Origin of the sequence: Paraburkholderia sp. RL18-101-BIB-B (assembly GCF_046026985.1) — a bacterium.
Classification (GTDB): domain Bacteria; phylum Pseudomonadota; class Gammaproteobacteria; order Burkholderiales; family Burkholderiaceae; genus Paraburkholderia.
The window spans coordinates 54,858-72,535 of record NZ_JARESV010000013.1 but is presented as its reverse complement, the minus strand read 5'-3'; the positions used below and the strand labels follow the sequence as shown (position 1 = coordinate 72,535).

At 64.3% G+C, this 17,678-nt stretch carries 15 protein-coding genes; 12 read left to right on the top strand and 3 right to left on the bottom strand.

Going from position 1 to position 17,678, the window contains the following annotated elements:
- Nucleotides 1–109 precede the first annotated feature (109 nt).
- Together P0D73_RS20105 and P0D73_RS20100 are read left to right on the top strand one after the other, a co-directional pair.
- Entirely contained in the window at nucleotides 110–1,300 is a 1,191-nt protein-coding gene (locus tag P0D73_RS20105) for a M20 aminoacylase family protein (protein WP_408177033.1), read from the top strand.
- Nucleotides 1,301–1,363: 63 nt separating this feature from the next.
- Nucleotides 1,364–2,665: an MFS transporter gene (locus P0D73_RS20100; RefSeq protein ID WP_408177035.1), complete on the top strand. Its 1,302-nt coding sequence runs from the start codon at nucleotides 1,364–1,366 to the stop codon at nucleotides 2,663–2,665.
- Between the two features lie 45 nt (nucleotides 2,666–2,710).
- Here P0D73_RS20100 and P0D73_RS20095 read toward each other — a convergent pair whose 3' ends face one another.
- Nucleotides 2,711–3,535: an IclR family transcriptional regulator gene (locus P0D73_RS20095; RefSeq protein ID WP_132382367.1), complete on the bottom strand. Its 825-nt coding sequence runs from the start codon at nucleotides 3,533–3,535 to the stop codon at nucleotides 2,711–2,713.
- 205 nt (nucleotides 3,536–3,740) lie between these two features.
- Between P0D73_RS20095 and P0D73_RS20090 the strand changes: the two genes are divergently transcribed.
- The 9 genes from P0D73_RS20090 to P0D73_RS20050 all read left to right on the top strand — a co-directional run bounded on the left by P0D73_RS20090 (nucleotide 3,741) and on the right by P0D73_RS20050 (nucleotide 13,302).
- A complete protein-coding gene (locus P0D73_RS20090) occupies nucleotides 3,741–4,445 on the top strand; it encodes a FadR/GntR family transcriptional regulator (protein ID WP_132382369.1) in 705 nt (234 codons plus the stop codon).
- Between the two features lie 67 nt (nucleotides 4,446–4,512).
- Nucleotides 4,513–5,403: an L-threonate dehydrogenase gene (ltnD, locus tag P0D73_RS20085; protein WP_408177036.1), complete on the top strand. Its 891-nt coding sequence runs from the start codon at nucleotides 4,513–4,515 to the stop codon at nucleotides 5,401–5,403.
- 13 nt (nucleotides 5,404–5,416) lie between these two features.
- Entirely contained in the window at nucleotides 5,417–6,727 is a 1,311-nt protein-coding gene (gene otnK / locus P0D73_RS20080) for a 3-oxo-tetronate kinase (protein WP_408177037.1), read from the top strand.
- Nucleotides 6,724–7,386, top strand: coding sequence for a 3-oxo-tetronate 4-phosphate decarboxylase (gene otnC, locus P0D73_RS20075; RefSeq protein WP_408177038.1), 663 nt, complete (start codon nucleotides 6,724–6,726; stop codon nucleotides 7,384–7,386). Before otnK ends, otnC begins: the two co-directional genes overlap by 4 nt.
- A 70-nt stretch (nucleotides 7,387–7,456) precedes the next feature.
- Complete coding sequence (locus tag P0D73_RS20070) at nucleotides 7,457–8,794, top strand: MFS transporter (RefSeq protein WP_408177039.1); 1,338 nt, start codon at nucleotides 7,457–7,459, stop codon at nucleotides 8,792–8,794.
- A gap of 69 nt (nucleotides 8,795–8,863) precedes the next feature.
- A complete protein-coding gene (otnI, locus tag P0D73_RS20065) occupies nucleotides 8,864–9,652 on the top strand; it encodes a 2-oxo-tetronate isomerase (RefSeq protein WP_408177040.1) in 789 nt (262 codons plus the stop codon).
- A gap of 17 nt (nucleotides 9,653–9,669) precedes the next feature.
- Entirely contained in the window at nucleotides 9,670–10,650 is a 981-nt protein-coding gene (gene denD / locus P0D73_RS20060; RefSeq protein WP_408314692.1) for a D-erythronate dehydrogenase, read from the top strand.
- Between the two features lie 380 nt (nucleotides 10,651–11,030).
- Complete coding sequence (gene pcaF, locus P0D73_RS20055; protein WP_132382383.1) at nucleotides 11,031–12,233, top strand: 3-oxoadipyl-CoA thiolase; 1,203 nt, start codon at nucleotides 11,031–11,033, stop codon at nucleotides 12,231–12,233.
- Nucleotides 12,234–12,729: 496 nt separating this feature from the next.
- Complete coding sequence (locus tag P0D73_RS20050) at nucleotides 12,730–13,302, top strand: hypothetical protein (RefSeq protein ID WP_408432682.1); 573 nt, start codon at nucleotides 12,730–12,732, stop codon at nucleotides 13,300–13,302.
- A 92-nt stretch (nucleotides 13,303–13,394) separates the two neighbouring features.
- Here the strand turns inward: P0D73_RS20050 and P0D73_RS20045 are convergent, their stop codons facing one another.
- Nucleotides 13,395–13,775: a DUF2917 domain-containing protein gene (locus P0D73_RS20045; RefSeq protein ID WP_408432680.1), complete on the bottom strand. Its 381-nt coding sequence runs from the start codon at nucleotides 13,773–13,775 to the stop codon at nucleotides 13,395–13,397.
- A 412-nt stretch (nucleotides 13,776–14,187) separates the two neighbouring features.
- Nucleotides 14,188–16,176, bottom strand: coding sequence for a sigma-54-dependent Fis family transcriptional regulator (locus P0D73_RS20040; RefSeq protein WP_408432678.1), 1,989 nt, complete (start codon nucleotides 16,174–16,176; stop codon nucleotides 14,188–14,190).
- Between the two features lie 412 nt (nucleotides 16,177–16,588).
- Between P0D73_RS20040 and P0D73_RS20035 the strand changes: the two genes are divergently transcribed.
- Nucleotides 16,589–17,653, top strand: coding sequence for an ATP-NAD kinase family protein (locus P0D73_RS20035; RefSeq protein ID WP_408432676.1), 1,065 nt, complete (start codon nucleotides 16,589–16,591; stop codon nucleotides 17,651–17,653).
- Nucleotides 17,654–17,678 lie beyond the last annotated feature (25 nt).

The window sequence follows — 17,678 nt, the reverse complement described above, 5'->3', positions numbered from 1 at the left end:
GTTAATCGGGGTGAAAAAAACAGCATCTTATTCGAACAAAACGGCGTGGCTATAGTGCTGGCCTGTTGGCCGCGTTTTGATGCGGCCATGAATCCATGGAGCCCTAGAGATGAGCGAAGCCGCGCGTTTTACCGAAGTGTCCGACCTGGCGCCCGCCGCCGACAGCCTGCGCGAGATTCGCCATCACATTCACCACCACCCGGAACTGGCCTACGAGGAACACCAGACGAGCGCGCTGGTCGCCGAGAAGCTCGAGCAATGGGGCTGGCAGGTCACGCGCGGCGTCGGCCAGACGGGTGTGGTGGGCACGCTGAAGGTGGGCGACGGCAAGCGCAGCATCGGCATTCGCGCCGACATGGACGCGCTGCCGATCGTCGAGCAAACCGGCCTGCCGTATGCGAGCGGCACGCATGGCAAGATGCACGCATGCGGCCACGACGGGCACACGACGATGCTGCTCGGCGCCGCGCAACGGCTCGCGGCCACGCGCAATTTTTCCGGCACGGTGCATCTGTACTTCCAGCCGGCCGAGGAGAGCGGCATCGACAGCGGCGCGCTGAAGATGATCAACGACGGCCTGTTCGAGCGCTTCCCCTGTGACGCCGTGTTCGGCGTGCACAACCATCCGGGCGAAGAGCCGGGCGTGCTGCTGTTCCGCAAAGGGCCGTTCATGTCGGCGGGCGACAAGGCGATCATTACGATTGAAGGCGTCGGCGGCCACGCGGCGCGTCCGCATCTCACGGTCGATCCGGTGGTGGTGGCGGCGAGCATCGTGATGGCGTTGCAGACGATCGTCGCGCGCAACGTCGATCCGTCGCAACCGGCGGTGGTGACAGTCGGCTCGATGCATGCGGGCACCGCGAACAACGTGATTTCGAGCAGCGCGAAGCTGGAGCTGAGCGTGCGCTCGTTTAGCCCCGAAGTGCGCGCGCTGCTGAAGAAACGCATTACCGAGCTCGCCGAAAGCCAGGCCGCGAGCTACGGCGGCAAGGCGGTGGTGGAGTACATCGAAGGCTATCCGGTGGTGGTCAATTCGGATGCCGAAACGGACTTCGCGGTGGAGGTGGCGCGCGAACTGGTCGGCGACGACAAGGTGGTCGCGCAGACCGACATCCTGATGGGCAGCGAAGACTTTGCCTTCATGCTGCAGAAGCGGCCGGGCACGTTCCTGCGCATCGGCAACGGCGCGGGCGAAGACGGCTGCATGGTGCACAACCCGCACTACGACTTCAACGACCGCAATTTGCCGGTCGGCGCGGCGTTCTGGACGCGGCTGGTGGAGCGCTATCTCGGCCAGTGATCCGGTGCGGCGAGCCGCGCCTGAGTCGAGTCCCACAACCATAACGACGAGGAAGACCACGCGATGAGTACCACGACCAATGCGAGCCACGCCGTTCAGGCGAGCCGGCCCGCCAGCCGCGGCGCGATCGCCGCCGCGGTGATCGGCAACTGGCTCGAGTTCTTCGACTTCACCGTGTACGGGTTTTTTGCCGTGATCATCGGCAAGCTGTATTTCCCGTCGGCGGATCCGACTACGTCGTTGCTGCTGTCGGTGGCGACCTTCGCGGCGGGCTTCATCACGCGGCCGCTCGGCAGCGTCATGCTCGGCGTGTACGCGGACCGCAAGGGCCGCAAAGCCGCGCTCAATCTGACCATCATGCTGATGGCGGTGAGCACCGGCCTGATCGCGATCGCGCCGACCTATGCGCAGATCGGTCTCGCCGCGCCTTTGCTGATCGTGCTGGCGCGTCTCGTGCAAGGCTTCTCGCAAGGTGGGGAGTTCGGCGCGGCCACATCCACACTGCTCGAACAGGGCGGCGGCACGCGGCGCGGCTTTCGCGCGAGCTGGCAACTGGCCACGCAAGGCGGCGCCGCGCTGATGGGCTCGGGCATCGCGGCGGCGCTGTCTGGCGCGTTGCCGAAAGAGTCGCTGGAAAGCTGGGGTTGGCGCATTCCGTTCCTGCTCGGCGTGCTGATCGCGCCGGTCGGCATGTACCTGCGCCGCCGCTTGGCCGACGACGCGGCCAGCGCGCACAGCCACGCCATCGAGCGCGGCGTGCTGCATGAACTCTTCACTAGCCATTTGCGCCCGCTCATCCTGATCACGCTGACGGTGATGGGCGGCACGGTCTCGACCTACATTCTGACCTTCTACATGCCGACCTACGCGATCCACACGCTCGGCCTGCCGATGTCGCTGTCGATGCTGGTGGGCGTCGCCTCGGGCTTCGTGATGCTGATCACGTGTCCGCTCTTCGGCATGCTGTCGGATCGCATCGGCAGCCGTAAGCGGCCTATCCTGTTCGGACGCGGCGTGCTGGTGCTGCTGCTATTTCCGGCTTTCATGCTGATCAACCGCTTTCCGCAGTTGCCCGTCATCATGTCGCTGACCGCGCTGATGCTGCTGTTCTACTCGATGGGCTCGGCGTCGGAATTCGCCTTGATGTGCGAGTCGTTTCCGCGGCGCGTGCGCGCCACCGGCATTTCGATCGCGTATGCGTTGAGCGTGTGCGTGTTCGGCGGGACCGCGCAACTCGTCGCGACCTGGCTGATCAAGCTGACCGGCAGCAAGCTGGCGCCGGCCGGGTATGTCGCCGCGTGCGTCGTGGTGTCGTTGATCGCGGTCTCGATGTTGAAGGAAACGGCGGATAAGCCGATCGATTGATTGCTCGAACAGGGCGCCGTCATGACGCGGCGCCCACGACCGGAATTACCCGCGCCGTGCCACCATCTCCGAGACGGTTTGCGCGGCGTGCTGCAGCGGCTCCAGAAACGCCTTCACCATCTGCTTGGCCGAATTGCGCTGCGCATTGCCGCTGATATTCATCGCGGCGATCACGCGTCCCTGGCGATTGCGGATCGGCGCGGACAGGGAAATCAGTCCGCCTTCCAGTTCCTGATCGACGATCGCCCAGCCTTGGCGGCGCACCTGCGCGATCAGCTTCTTCAACTCTTCCTTGTCGGTGACCGTGCGCGGCGTGTGCGCGTAGAGCGGCGCCGAATTCAGGGTCGTCTCGAGCGTTTCCTCGTCGAGCGCGGCGAGCAGCACGCGGCCCATCGACGTGCAATAGGCTGGCAGCCGGCTGCCGATCGACAGGTTGATCGTCATGATTTTGTGAGTCGGCACGCGCAGCACGTAGACGATCTCGGTGCGGTCGAGCACGGCCGCCGAGCAGCTCTCGTGGACCTGCGCCGACAGTTGTTCCATCACCGGCTCGGCGAGGTTCCAGAACGGCATGGAGGTCAGATACGCGAAGCCGAGGTCGAGAATCTTCGGCGTGAGGCGGAACAGGCGCCCTTCGGCCTCCACATAGCCGAGCGTTTGCAGGGTCAGCAAAATGCGGCGTGCGCCGGCGCGTGTGAGGCCGGTGGCGGCGGCGACGTCTGTGAGCGTCTGTTCGGGGCGCGTGGCGTCGAACGCGCGGATCACCGCGAGGCCGCGCGCGAACGACTGCACATATGAGTCGCCCGGTTTGTCCGGGGCCGGTTCGGCGCTGACGGGAACGGCGGAAGACGGCGGCAGGGCTTTGCTCATGGGCCTTGAAGGATGCATTCGAGGAAGGGCGGACCCGCGCCGCGCTTGAATCCCCCACGCGGCGCGCTAAAGGCGTGACGATAGCTTAAGCCTTCTGTTTCGCCAACTTTGCGGCCCGATGCACAAAAATCCCAGGGTTTGCATGGATGCAGCCGGCATCTAAAATTTGTATGATGACCCGATAACATGATCAATCGAGGCATCGATGTTCGACAAGATTCCTGCGAGAGCGTTGAGCGACACCGTCGCGCAGCAGCTTCTCAAGCAGATCGACAAAGGCACCTTCGAGCGCGGCGGCAAGCTGCCGACCGAGGCCGTGCTCGCCCAGCAGTTCGGGGTGAGCCGCACGGTGATCCGCGAGGCGATCTCGCGGCTGAAGAACGAGGGCGTGGTCGAGCCGCGCCAGGGCAGCGGCGTGTTCGTCGCCGCGCACGGCACGGTCCGGCCGCTGCGGATCGACTACGCGGAAGCGGTCGAACCCGGCTCGGTGGTGCAGATTCTCGCGTTGCGGCGCGCGATCGAAGCGGAAGTCGCGTCGGAAGCCGCCATGCGTCGCAGCGACGCCGACATGATGTCGATCGACGCGGCGCTCGCGAAGATCGACGCGGCGGTGGCCGAAGGCGAGGACGGCGTGGCTGAAGACGTCGCGTTCCATCGCGCGATCGCGGCGGCCACCGGCAATCCGTATTTCCTCAAAACCCTCACGTTCCTGAATCAATACCTCGAAGCCGGCACAGTCGTCACGCGCCGCAACGAGGCGCTGCGCGAAGACTTTTCGCGTCAGGTGCGCGAAGAGCATGCGGCGATCGCTGCCGCGATTCGCGCAGGCGATCCGATGGCGGCGCGCAATGCGGCGCGAACTCATATGTACAACGCGGCACGGCGTCTCGCGGAAGCGGGGATTTGCTGAGCTTCATTGCTCAGATTCAGTGCTCAGTTTCAGGCGCGAGCGCCCAACGAATTCATAGAGGTCAAGCATGTCCAGAAATGTCGGTGTCATCGGTCTTGGTGCAATGGGCCTGGGTGTCGCGCGCTCGCTGCTGCGCGCGGGTCTGCGGGTCCATGCGTGCGATCTGCGGAGCGAGATCCTGAATGCGTTCGTCGCGGAAGGCGGCGTGGGTTGTGCGACGCCTGCCGAACTCGGCGCGCAGTGCGAGGTGGTCGTCACGCTGGTGGTTAATGCCGCGCAAACCGAGGCCGTGCTGTTCGGCGAGCAGGGCGCGGTCCCAGCGATGAAAAAGGGCGGCGTGGTGATCGCCAGCGCGACCGTGGCGCCGGACTTCGCGATCGAACTCGGCAAGCGGATCGAGGCGGCCGGTTTGCAGATGCTCGACGCGCCGGTCTCGGGCGGCGCGGCGCGCGCGGCCTCCGGCGAGATGACCATGATGACGTCCGGTCCTGCTGCGGCCTATGCCGCGTGCGAGGACGTGCTGGCCGCGATGGCCGGCAAGGTGTACCGCCTCGGCTCCGAGCACGGCGCCGGGTCGAAGGTGAAGATCATCAATCAGTTGCTGGCCGGCGTGCATATCGCGGTGGCCGCCGAGGCGATGGCGCTCGGCCTGCGCGAAGGTGTCGATCCGGATGCGTTGTACGAGGTCATCACGCACAGCGCGGGCAATTCGTGGATGTTCGAGAACCGCGTGCCGCACATTCTTAACGGCGACTACACGCCGCTGTCGGCCGTCGATATTTTCGTCAAGGATCTCGGCCTCGTGCTCGATACCGCGCGTCGCTCGAAATTTCCGCTGCCGCTGTCGGCGGCGGCGCATCAGATGTTCATGATGGCGTCCACGGCCGGTCACGGTGGTGAAGACGATTCCGCGGTGATCAAGATTTTCCCCGGCATCGACGTGCCGGCGGCGAAGTAAGCAGGAGACCGTCATGACGGCAAACACGAAACGCGCGCTACTCGGCTGCATCGCCGACGACTTCACCGGCGCCACCGATCTCGCCAACATGCTGGTGCGCGGCGGCATGCGCACCGTGCAAACCATCGGCGTGCCCGCATCGAGCGAAACGCTCGAAGCCGACGCACTGGTGGTCGCGCTGAAATCGCGCACCATTCCCGCCGCCGATGCGGTCGCGCAATCGCTCGCCGCGCTCGACTGGCTGCGTGCGCAAGGCTGCCGGCAGTTTTTCTTCAAATACTGCTCGACATTCGATTCGACCGACGCGGGCAACATCGGCCCGGTCACGGATGCGCTGCTCGACGCGTTATCCGCGAACGGCAACGTCAATGCGTTCACGATCGCGTGTCCGGCATTTCCTGAGAACGGCCGCACGATCTTTCGCGGCCATCTGTTTGTCGGCGACACGTTGCTCAACGCGTCGGGCATGGAAAACCATCCGCTTACACCGATGCGCGATGCCAACCTCGTGAGCGTGCTGCAACGGCAGACCCGATCGAAAGTCGGTCTCGTGCGTTACGACGCCGTGGCGCGAGGCGTGTCGGCCGTGCGCGAATCGTTCGATACGTTGCGCGATGAAGGCGTGCGCATGGCGATTGCCGATGCGGTGTCCGACGCCGACCTCTACGTACTCGGCGAAGCTTGCGCCGACCTCACGTTGATCACCGGAGGTTCCGGCGTCGCGTTGGGTTTGCCGGCCAACTTTCGCCGCGCGGGTTTGCTCGAAGAACAGGGCGACGCCGCGCAGTTGCCGCCGGTGGACGGACTGTCGGCGGTGCTAGCCGGCAGCGCATCGAAAGCGACCAACGCCCAGGTCGCGGAGTGGCGCGCCACACGGCCCGCATTTCGCATCGATCCGCTTGCCGCGGCGCGCGGTGAGAACGTCGTCGAACAGGCACTGGCTTTTGCGCAGCCGTACCTCGACAAAGCCGAGCCCATGCTGATCTATGCCACTGCCACGCCCGACGAAGTCAAGGCGGTGCAACGCGCACTCGGTGTGAATGAAGCAGGACATCTGGTCGAATCCACGTTGGCCGCGATTGCTCGCGGTCTGCGCGAGCGCGGCGTGCGCAAGTTCGTGGTAGCGGGCGGCGAGACCTCGGGCGCCGTCGTTCAGGCGCTCGACGTGCACACGCTGCGGATCGGCGCGCAGATCGATCCCGGCGTGCCCGCCACCGCCACGACCGGCGCCGAGCCGCTGGCGCTCGCACTGAAATCCGGCAACTTCGGCACGACCGACTTCTTCGAAAAAGCGCTGCGTCGTCTGAGCGGAGCCGCGCAATGACCGGCACGCCCGCACTCCATACGACCAACGAAGCGCGCGTTCGCGAAGAAATCTGCGTGACCGGCGCGAGTCTTTATCAACGCGGCTACACGGTGGGCACCGCCGGCAACATCAGCGCGCGGCTCGACGACGGCTGGCTGATCACGCCGACCGATGCCTGTCTCGGCCGGCTCGATCCCGCCGATATCGCCAAGGTCGATCTCGACGGCAACGCGGTGTCCGGCGGCCGGCCGTCGAAAACGCTGGCGCTGCATCGCGGCATCTATGCGCGCAACGGCGAGGCACGCGGAATCGTCCACACCCATTCGACGCATCTGGTCGCGCTGACGCTCGCGGGCGTCTGGCGCGAGACCGACGTGCTGCCGCCTATCACGCCGTACTACGTGATGAAAGTGGGCCACGTCCCCCTGATTCGCTACAAGCGGCCCGGCGATCCGCAGGTCGCAGAACAGATCGCCGCGCTCGCCGACAGCGTTCGCGCCGTGCTGCTCGAACGTCTCGGTCCGGTGGTGTGGGAGCGGTCAGTGGCGCAAGCCGCGTATGCGCTCGAAGAACTCGAAGAGACCGCGCGTTTATGGTTGATGACGACCCCGCGGCCCGCACCGCTCGACGAAGCCGCACTCGAAGAACTGCGCACCGTGTTCGGCGCGCGCTGGTAGGGAAACCGACATAACAAAGCCCGGCTGCGCTCGTTGCGCCGCATCGGGCCATTCATCAAGGAGACAATGCATGAGTTCGTATCAGGCCACACCCAGCCAACCGATTGCAGCCGACGCCGCCGGACAACCCGGCGCCGCCGAAGTCGAGCGCACGTATAAGAAAGTGTTCTGGCGCATCGTGCCGTTTCTGATGCTGTGCTATGTGGTCGCCTATCTGGACCGCGTGAATGTCGGTTTCGCGAAACTGCAGATGTCGCAGGACCTGGCGTTCAGCGAAACGGTGTTCGGCCTCGGTGCCGGTGTGTTCTTCATCGGCTATTTCCTGTTCGAGTTGCCGAGCAACATTCTGATGCACAAGCTCGGCGCGCGGATCTGGATCGCACGGATCATGATCACGTGGGGCTTGCTCTCGGCAGTGTTCGTGTTCGTGAAGACGCCGATGCAGTTCTACATCTTGCGCTTCCTTCTCGGCCTTGCCGAAGCCGGTTTCTATCCCGGCGTGATCCTGTACCTGACCTACTGGTTCCCGTCACATCGGCGCGCGAAGATCATCGCGGTGTTCATGTCGGCGATTCCGGTGTCGGGCATCTTCGGCAATCCGCTGTCCGGCTGGATCATGCAGACGTTCCACAACAGCTCGGGTTTCGCGGGCTGGCAATGGATGTTCCTGATCGAAGCGATCCCCGCCATCTTGATCGGCATCGCCACGATCCTGTATCTCGACAACGGCATCTCCGCTGCGAAGTGGCTGAGCGAACGCGAAAAGCGCCTGCTCACCGATGAAATCGCCGCCGCGCAGCCGAAGGAGCAAACCCAGAAGCATTCGCTTGGCGCGGTGTTCCGCGATCCGCGCACGTGGTGGATGTCGCTGATCTATTTCGCGTTCGTCACCGGGCAATACGGCCTGACGTTCTGGATGCCGACGCTCGTCAAATCGACGGGTGTGACTGGTGCATTCAATATTGGTCTGCTGAGCGCGATTCCGTTTCTGTGCGCGATCGTCGTGATGAATCTGATGGGGCACAGCGCCGACAAGCGCCGTGAGCGCCGCTGGCATCTGATCGTGCCGGCGTTGTTCGGCGCGGTCGGCTTCACGGTGGCGGCTTCGTTTGCGGATAACACGGTGGTGTCGATCGCGTTTCTCTCGCTCGCCGCCGCCGGTGTGCTGACCTGCGCGCCGCTCTTCTGGTCGCTGCCCACCGCGTTCATGTCGGGCGCGACCGCTGCGGCCGGCATCGCGATCATCAATTCGATCGGTAATCTCGCGGGTTTCGCGAGCCCTTACATGATCGGCTATCTGAAGGACCTCACGCATAGCACGCAGACCGGTATGTACGTGCTGGCCGGCATGCTGGTGATCGGCGCGATCGCCACGTGGCTCACGCCGGCCAAACTGGTCAACCGATAAATCGACATTCACGCGCGGCATGGGTCGCTGCCGCGCGCCGCATCAGACCGTTTTTAAGGAGTCGCCGCCATGCCTCGCTTCGCCGCCAACCTCTCGATGATGTACAACGAGCACGCTTTCCTCGACCGTTTCGCCGCCGCGGCGCAAGACGGTTTCGAAGCGGTCGAGTTTCTGTTCCCCTACGATTTCCGCGCCGACGAGATCAAGGCGCGGCTCGATGCGAACGGTCTCACACAAGCACTCTTCAATGCGCCGCCCGGCGACTGGGCCGGCGGCGAGCGCGGCATTGCCTCGCTGCCCGGCCGCGAAGACGAATTCCGGCGCGGCGTCCAGACCGCGCTCGACTACGCGCGCGTGATCGGCAATCGCAAGCTGCATGTGATGGCTGGCCTGATCGGCGCGGATCAGCCGCGCGCGAAACATCGCGAGGTGTATCTGAACAATCTCGCGTATGCCGCCAAGGCCGCGCAAGCCGAAGGCATCACGGTCGTGATCGAGCCGATCAATACGCGCGACATGCCAGGCTTCTTTCTGACCCGTCAGGACGAGGCGCAAGCGATCTGCGCGGAAGTCGGTGCGCCGAATCTGAAAGTGCAGTTCGACTGCTACCACTGCCAGATCGTCGAAGGCGACCTCGCGGTGAAACTCAAACGCGATATGGGCGGCATCGGCCACATTCAGATCGCGGGCGTGCCGGAACGGCATGAACCCGATACGGGTGAGCTGAACTACCCGTATCTGCTCGAACTGATCGACTCGCTCGGCTACGACGGCTACATCGGCTGCGAATACCGGCCGCGCGCGGGCACTTCGGCCGGCCTCGGCTGGTTCAAACCGTATCTGAACGCGACCCGCTAACAAGGACGAAACTCATCATGAAAGTACTGATTACCGGCGGCGCGGGTTTTCTCGGCCAGCGTCTCGCGCGTGAACTGCTCGCGCGCGGCTCCCTGAAAGACACGCAAGGCACGCCGCAAGCGATCACCGAACTGGTGTTGCTCGACGTGGTGCAAGCCAACGATTTCGGCGACAGCCGCGTACGCACGGAAGTGGGCGACATCGCCGAGCGCAGCGTGCTCGAGCTCGTGATCGACGACAAGACTTCGGCGATCTTCCATCTGGCCGCGATCGTGAGCGGTCAGGCCGAAGCGGATTTCGATCTCGGCATGCGTATCAATCTGGATGCGTCGCGGCTGCTGCTCGAAACCTGCCGGCAGCGTGGCCACCGGCCGCGCGTGCTGTTCACAAGTTCCGTGGCGGTCTATGGCGGCGAACTGCCCGCGGTCGTGCAGAACGATACCGCGTTGAATCCGCAGTCCTCGTATGGCGCGCAGAAGGCGATCGCCGAGTTGCTGCTCAACGATTACGCGCGGCGCGGTTTCGTCGACGGCCGCGTGTTGCGCCTGCCCACCATCAGCGTGCGGCCGGGCAAGCCGAATGCGGCGGCGTCGTCGTTCGCGAGCGGCATCATTCGCGAGCCGTTGAACGGCGAAGCGGCGGTGTGCCCGGTCGCGGGCTCGACGCGCCTGTGGCTGCTGTCGCCGCGCAAGGCGATCGAGAGCCTGATCGCCGGACTCGAACTCGATTCCGCCGCGCTCGGTAACCAGCGTGTGCTGAACTTGCCGGGTATTTCGGTAAGCGTCGACGAAATGGTCGCCGCGCTGCGCGAGGTGGCGGGCGATGCGGTTGCCGGGCGGATCGTGTGGGAACCGGATGCGCGCGTCGAAAAGATCGTGGGTAGCTGGCCGGGACGGTGGGATACGTCGCGCGCCGAAGGGCTGGGGTTGAGCGGCGAGCGCAATTTTGCCGACGTGATCCGCAGCTATATCGAGGACGAGCACATCCAGCTCCGCTAGAAACACCCCCACGCAGTCTCCAGCCCCGTGCCCGCGCCTTGAAAACAGGGCTGCGGGCACGGGCGCGTCATTCGTCTGATCCTTGGCAAGAACGGCCGCGGCCTGCACGTATTCCCTGGTGCGGGCCTGGCCGCGCTTGACATGGTTTCGGCCACACGCCTATTATCGTATCTAGTTGTTCGATATATGACCGTATGTTCGTATCAAGAACAAATTGCGGAATTCTCGAGCCCATCGTTCATCGTCCTGCGCTAAGCTGAATCGATGCGACGGCTGCCTTGCAGCCGCTTCCCGTCGCGTTTGCCGGTGCGTCCGGTGCGCGCCACGCCGGCAATCCGGCCGCGGCGCAGCGCATGCAGCACATCAACTGGAGACATCACATGACCGAAGCATTCCTGTGCGACGCGATTCGCACCCCCATCGGCCGCTATGCGGGTTCGCTGTCGTCGGTGCGCGCCGACGATCTGGGCGCCGTGCCGCTCAAGGCGCTGATGGAGCGCAACAAGGACGTCGACTGGAACGCAATCGACGACGTGATCTACGGCTGCGCGAATCAGGCCGGCGAGGACAACCGCAACGTCGCGCGCATGTCGCTGTTGCTGGCCGGTTTGCCGCAAGGCGTGCCGGGCTCGACGGTGAACCGCCTGTGCGGTTCGGGCATGGATGCGGTCGGCATTGCGGCGCGCGCCATCAAATCGGGCGAGGCCGCGTTGATGGTGGCCGGCGGGGTAGAAAGCATGAGCCGCGCGCCGTTCGTGATGGGCAAGGCGCCCACCGCGTTTTCGCGTCAGGCGGACATCTACGACACGACCATCGGCTGGCGTTTCGTGAACCCGCTGATGAAGAAAATGTACGGCGTCGATTCGATGCCGGAAACGGGCGAGAACGTTGCGACCGACTACAACATCAGCCGCGCCGATCAGGACGCTTTTGCCGTGCGCAGCCAGCTGAAAGCGGCGCGCGCGCAACGCGACGGCACGCTCGCACAGGAAATCGTCGGCGTGACGATCGCGCAGAAGAAGGGCGATCCGATCACGGTGCTGCAAGACGAGCATCCGCGTGAGACGAGCCTCGAAACGCTCGCCAAGCTCAAGGGCGTGGTGCGTCCGGACGGCACCGTTACGGCAGGCAACGCGTCGGGCGTGAACGACGGCGCGGCGGCACTGTTGCTCGCGAATGAAGAAACGGCGAAGCGCTTCGGCCTCACGCCGCGCGCCCGCGTGCTGGGTATCGCCACCGCCGGCGTTGCGCCGCGCGTGATGGGCATCGGCCCGGCGCCCGCCACGCAAAAACTGCTGGCGCGTCTGAACATGACCATCGATCAATTCGACGTGATCGAACTGAACGAAGCGTTCGCGTCGCAAGGTCTCGCGGTGCTGCGCGCACTCGGCGTGGCCGACGACGACGCCCGCGTCAATCCGAACGGCGGCGCGATCGCGCTGGGCCACCCGCTCGGCATGAGCGGCGCGCGTCTGGTGACCACCGCGATGTATCAACTGCATCGCACGCAAGGCCGGTTTGCGCTGTGCACGATGTGTATCGGCGTCGGCCAGGGCATTGCGATCGCGATCGAGCGGGTGTGATGGTTTAGCGGCTTGGTCCGCGCTACGGTTGAAGCTGGATGAACAGCCTCGTCGCTCATGCGACGAGGCTGTTTCTTTTTGTGCGGCGAGCATATCGAATGCGTGTCTAATTCGATCTAATGACGCTTTTGATTATGGCGGAATACCGGAAAAACATCGATTGCCGATTCGGTCGCCACACAGTGTGCATTTAATGCTGTCTGCATTTAAAACGCGCCGTTCATTCTGAATGGCCGTGAGAATATCCTTGCTTGGCCGGCTGACAGGATGCCGCTGTGACGCCATGCCGCGGCGCTTTAATGGCCGCGCGCATTCATTTGAAAATCACAATTCAATCAATTGCGGGTTGTTGTCAGGCATGTAAAATCGTTTGCGTCGTATCTGTTGAAAACTACCATCCTGAAGATACACAGGCACTCATGGCGTTAAGAGTCCGCATTCCGCGGTTTCAGCTCGCCGTTACGCTGGATCGAACAAACTCTCAAGGAGCATGCAAATGAAGGCAGCGACGATTGGAGCAGCGTTGATGGTCGCGGCGTTTGCCGCAGCCCAGCCGGCATGGGCGCAAGATGCCATGGCCAGTGCCGCGCAAGGCATCGTCGGCGCGGTGGAGCCGGTGCATATGAAGGCGCAGATCGTCGGTATCGATCCGGGCACCCGCACGCTCACGCTCAAGGGGCAGGGCGGCAACGTGGTGGTCGTGCTCGTGGGCCAGCAGGTGGAGGGATTCGACAAGCTGACGGTGGGTGACCAGGTGGACGTGCTCTACAAGAATGCGCTCCTTGTGAAGGCCGAGAAGGTCACCGGCAAGGACAAGGGCATTCGCGCGCGTGTCGACACGCAGGTGTACGCCCCGGCCTCGGGCGGCTTCGAATCGGCGCGCCAGATCGAAGTGCTCGCCACCGTGCAGAAGATCGACCGCAAGAAGCGTCTGGTCACGCTGCGCGGCGCGTACCAGACGCAAACGCTCGAAGCCGGTCCCGACGTCGATCTGAAGGACGTCAAGGTCGGCGATACGATCCACGCGGTATTCGTGTCGGCGGCGGCCGTGCAGGTGACGCCGAAGTAACGTCGGACAATCGCATGCCACAAAAACACCCCTTGTTTTAAGGGGTGTTTTGTTTTTTTTGCCACGAACACAGCTCGCCTTCACGTGCGCGGCTAACGCGGCGCAGGCGGCCCCAGACTCAACCACGCGAGCCGTCCCAGCCAGCGTCTGAGCAGGCCGCCTCGCGCCGGCAGCGCGTAGCTCAGCGATACGCGCGCGGCGCATTCGCCATCCGTACTGAGCCACACACGCTCGCCGCGTTGCAGCTGGAATGTGTGGCCCGGATCGAGCCAATGATCGTAAGGTGAACTGACGCGTGTGAGCCAGAGGCGCGCGCCTTGCACGGCGAGCGTGCCATCGGCTTCGACACGCCAGGTCAGCGTCGCGCCTGGCATGACTGAAAAATGCAGCACCAGCTTCGGCAGACGCTCGTCGTGCCGATACGCCACCAGACTCGATTCATCATCCATGCACTGCGGGCTTGCCTGATCCATCTCGTTCTCCGTCATCAAGCCGGCTGACGGAGGCGCCCACAAAAACAAAAGGCCCCTTCCGTTACCGGCGGGGCCTTGGGGATATGTTACGCAGATTCAGACTGCTAACGCGCACGCACTCCCAATGGCCAGCCGATGATGGCTCGCTTCGGGTGTGTAATCGCATTTGCGATGGAGATGTGCGTCAACATGAGATCGAGTGTGCCGTTTTGCCGCAGGTCTTGTCAATCAAAAAATTGCCATTCATTTGAACGGGTGTGCGAACCGCTCGGGATCCTTCGCAATGCGTAGTGCTTGCGTCGCCAGCCTATGAGGCGACATCCCATGCCTGCGTTCGTGGTGGGTTACGAGATCACGTAGTGAAGACGTCGACCACGCGTCGACGCTACGGATCACGCTGACAGCCGGCGCTTCAGCGTCGATGCGGCGCGACGATACCCAGCGACGCAATGCGTCGATACAAGGTGGCGCGTGACATGCCGAGTGCTTGCGCCGCCGCGTTCGGCCGCCATTGATGGCGCGTGAGCGCATCGATAATGCGTGCGCGCTCTTCACGCGGGTCCTGCCGCGCATCCCGTTGCCGGCCGTCATGTGGGGGAATCCGCAATAACGCCGGTTTGTGCGCGGCTTCAGGCGCGAGCAACGCCGCTATATCCGGCGCGACATGGCGCAATTCCACGCGTGCGCCGTCACAGATCGCGCACGCGTAGCGCAGCACATTGCGCAACTGGCGAATGTTGCCCGGCCATGCGAACCCCACCAGGCGCTCGGCAAGTTGCGGGTCGAGCGTGAGCACGTGGCCGGCCATTTGCGCTTCTTCGTCGAAGACCGCGTCGATCACGTCGCGGATATCCGCGCGCTCGCGCAGCGGCGGCATCGGTAAAGACGCGCCGCTCAACCGGTAATAGAGGTCTTCGCGGAACGTGCCGGCCGCGACCATCTGCGCGAGACCGCGGTGCGTGGCGCAAATCACGTCGATATCCACGCGCACGGGCGCATCGCCGCCGAGCGGCGTCACTTCGCCTTCGGCCAGCACGCGCAGCAGCCGCGTTTGCAGATCGAACGGCATGTCGCCGATTTCATCGAGAAACAGCGTACCTGTATGCGCCTGCGCAATCTTGCCGCGTGCGCCGCGGCTGCGTGCGCCGGTGAAGGCACCGGGTGCGTAGCCGAACAATTCGCTTTCGATCAGCGATTCCGGGATCGCGCCGCAATTCACCGCGATAAACGGCCTCGCGCGCCGCGCGCCCGAATCATGCACCGCGTGCGCGAACACTTCCTTGCCGACGCCGGTCTCGCCGAGAATCAGAATCGGCAGACGTTTGCCCATCACGCGCAAAGCAACGGCCGCGTTATGCGCGATCTGCGGATCCGCGCTGTGTAGAAAACGTCCGAGCGCACCGAGTTGCAGATCGTTTTGCAACGCGGTTTGCGCCGATCTTGCGGCGCCATCGTGCATCGTGGACGCCGAGCGCGGCATACGCCTGAGCGGCGCGCGAATACGCGCATACAACGTCGTCCCGGTCGCGCGCAGGCGCAAGCCGACAATCGCATCCGTGCGCGCGACGTCGTGCAGGTGCGAGCCCGACGTGTCGAATACGTCGTCGATGTGACGCGGGCCGTTCAGCGCCGGAATGCACTCGCGCGCCTTGCGATTGGCGGCAACGAGATTGCCGCATTCGTCGAAGGCGATCAGCACTTCGGGCTGCGCCTCGACAAAGTTGCGGCTCGAATGGCCGAACAGAATCCAGTGCTGGGTCGTTTGATTGAGGAAGTAGCCGTCTTCGATCAGGCCAGCGCTTTGCCGCACCAGTTGAAACACGAGCCGCTGACTGTCGCGGTTATCCGGCGACTGCACGGCGGAGGCATCGAGCACGCCGATCATCTCGCCGGTCGGCGCGAAGATCGGCGCCGCGCTGCAGGTGAGCGTGGTGAACGCCGCGCGGAAATGATCGGTCTTGTGCACGATGATCGGCGCGAGATCGGTCAGCACGTTCGCCACGCCGCACGTGCCTTCTTCGCGCTCGGACCAGCACGACCCGATATACAGGCCCGCATGCTTGAAATCGCTGCGGCGTTCGCGATCGATCCGGTAGTCGATGGTGACGCCGTGCGCGTCGGTGAGCATCACGCAATAGTCGGCGACGCGAATCATGTCGTGCAGACGTGTCAGGCATTGGCCCGATGCACGCAGAAAGGCTTCTTCCTTGCCTTGCACTTCGCGCAATTCCGCCGACGTCAGCACGCGCGGTCCGATCACGGCACCCGGATCGAGCCGGTACTGTTCGAACGAACGCTGCCACGACGAGACGAGCCGCGGAGAATCGGCGGGCGCGGGCAGGCGCCCTTCAATGGCGCCACGCACGCGGTCGATGTGCTGGGTCTGCGAGACGTAAGGCATGGTCGGCTCCAGGCGAGCGACACACAGTGAGATCAGGGTGTTCTTGTATCACATCCCGCTTGATGAATCACATTGCAATGCAGCACGCGAGACGCGTGAGACGATTGTCTCAGTCTCAGGTGAGACGGTTCACCTTGTCGCGCAGATCGAGACGGGTAAAGGGTTTGCGACGCGTCTTCGTATTGCTCGGCCACGCTGCGAGCGTTGCACGCGCCGGGCGTGAGACGCCTGGAACGCTGCGTCGCGCGGTGCCGGCTCACCATCCCGATTTGCATCTCGATGCGAAAAGCCCTTTAAACAGGGCACTTTCGCGCGGCGGCGTGATTTCTCAGCAGATTGGCACACCCTTTGCAGTGTCCTACGCATGACAAAGCGCCATCGTTTGACGACGGCGACACAGGAGACAAGCACAGTGCCATCGCCCATCACCGTCGGCGTGATCGCGAACCCTGCGTCGGGTCGCGACATTCGCCGCCTCACTTCCTATGCGTCGGTGTTTCCGACCTCCGAAAAAGCCAACATGGTGGTGCGCTTGCTGGCCGGGCTCGGCATGCTCGGAGTAACGCGCGTGCTGTGTCTGCGCGACCGGACCGGCGTGGCGGCGCTGCTGCTGCGCGCGCTCGACACGCACGACGCCGTCGCCGCGCAACAGCGCTGGCCGGAAGTCGAGTTCATCGAACAGCCGATCACCGACAGCGTCGCCGATACCCACGCGGGGGTCGCCGCGATGTTGAAGGCAGGCGTCGAGTTGATCGCCGTGCTCGGCGGCGACGGCACGCACCGCGCCGTCGCCGCGCATTGCGCAAGAGTGCCGCTGCTGACTTTGTCCACCGGCACCAACAACGCCTTTCCGGATTTGCGCGAAGCCACCGTGGCCGGCCTCGCCGGCGCGCTCGTCGCGTCGGGCGCGGTGCCGCCGGATGTGGCGCTGATGCGCAACAAGCGGCTCGTGGTGCGCTGCACGGCCGGGCCGAATCGCGGCCGCGAGGAGATCGCGCTGGTCGATGTCTGCGTGAGCCGCCAGCGCTTCGTCGGCGCGCGGGCTGTCTCCGATCCGGCCGATATCGAAGAACTCTTTCTCACGTTCGCCGCGCCCGACGGCATCGGCCTCTCGTCGATCGGCGGAGCATGGGCGCCCGTGGAGCGCACCGCGTCGCACGGTTTGCATCTGCGCTTTGCAGCACCCGGCGAATCCGGCGTGCCGCTAGTGGCGCCCATTGCGCCGGGCCGCGTCGAGCGCGTGCTGATGCGCACGTGCGAACGCTTCGAAGTCGGCGTGTGGAGGACGCTGGAGACCGAGCACGGCACGCTCGCCTTCGACGGCGAGCGCGAAATCGAACTGGAGCGTGGCGACCGCTATGAGATCGCGCTGGATTGGGAAGGGCCGCTGACCGTCGACGTCGAACGCACGCTGCGTTTCGCGGCGTCGCGTCAACTGGTGCGGGAAGTGGCGAACGTGGTTGCGCATCAAAGGTAGGTAGTGGGCAGGCAGTGCATTCATT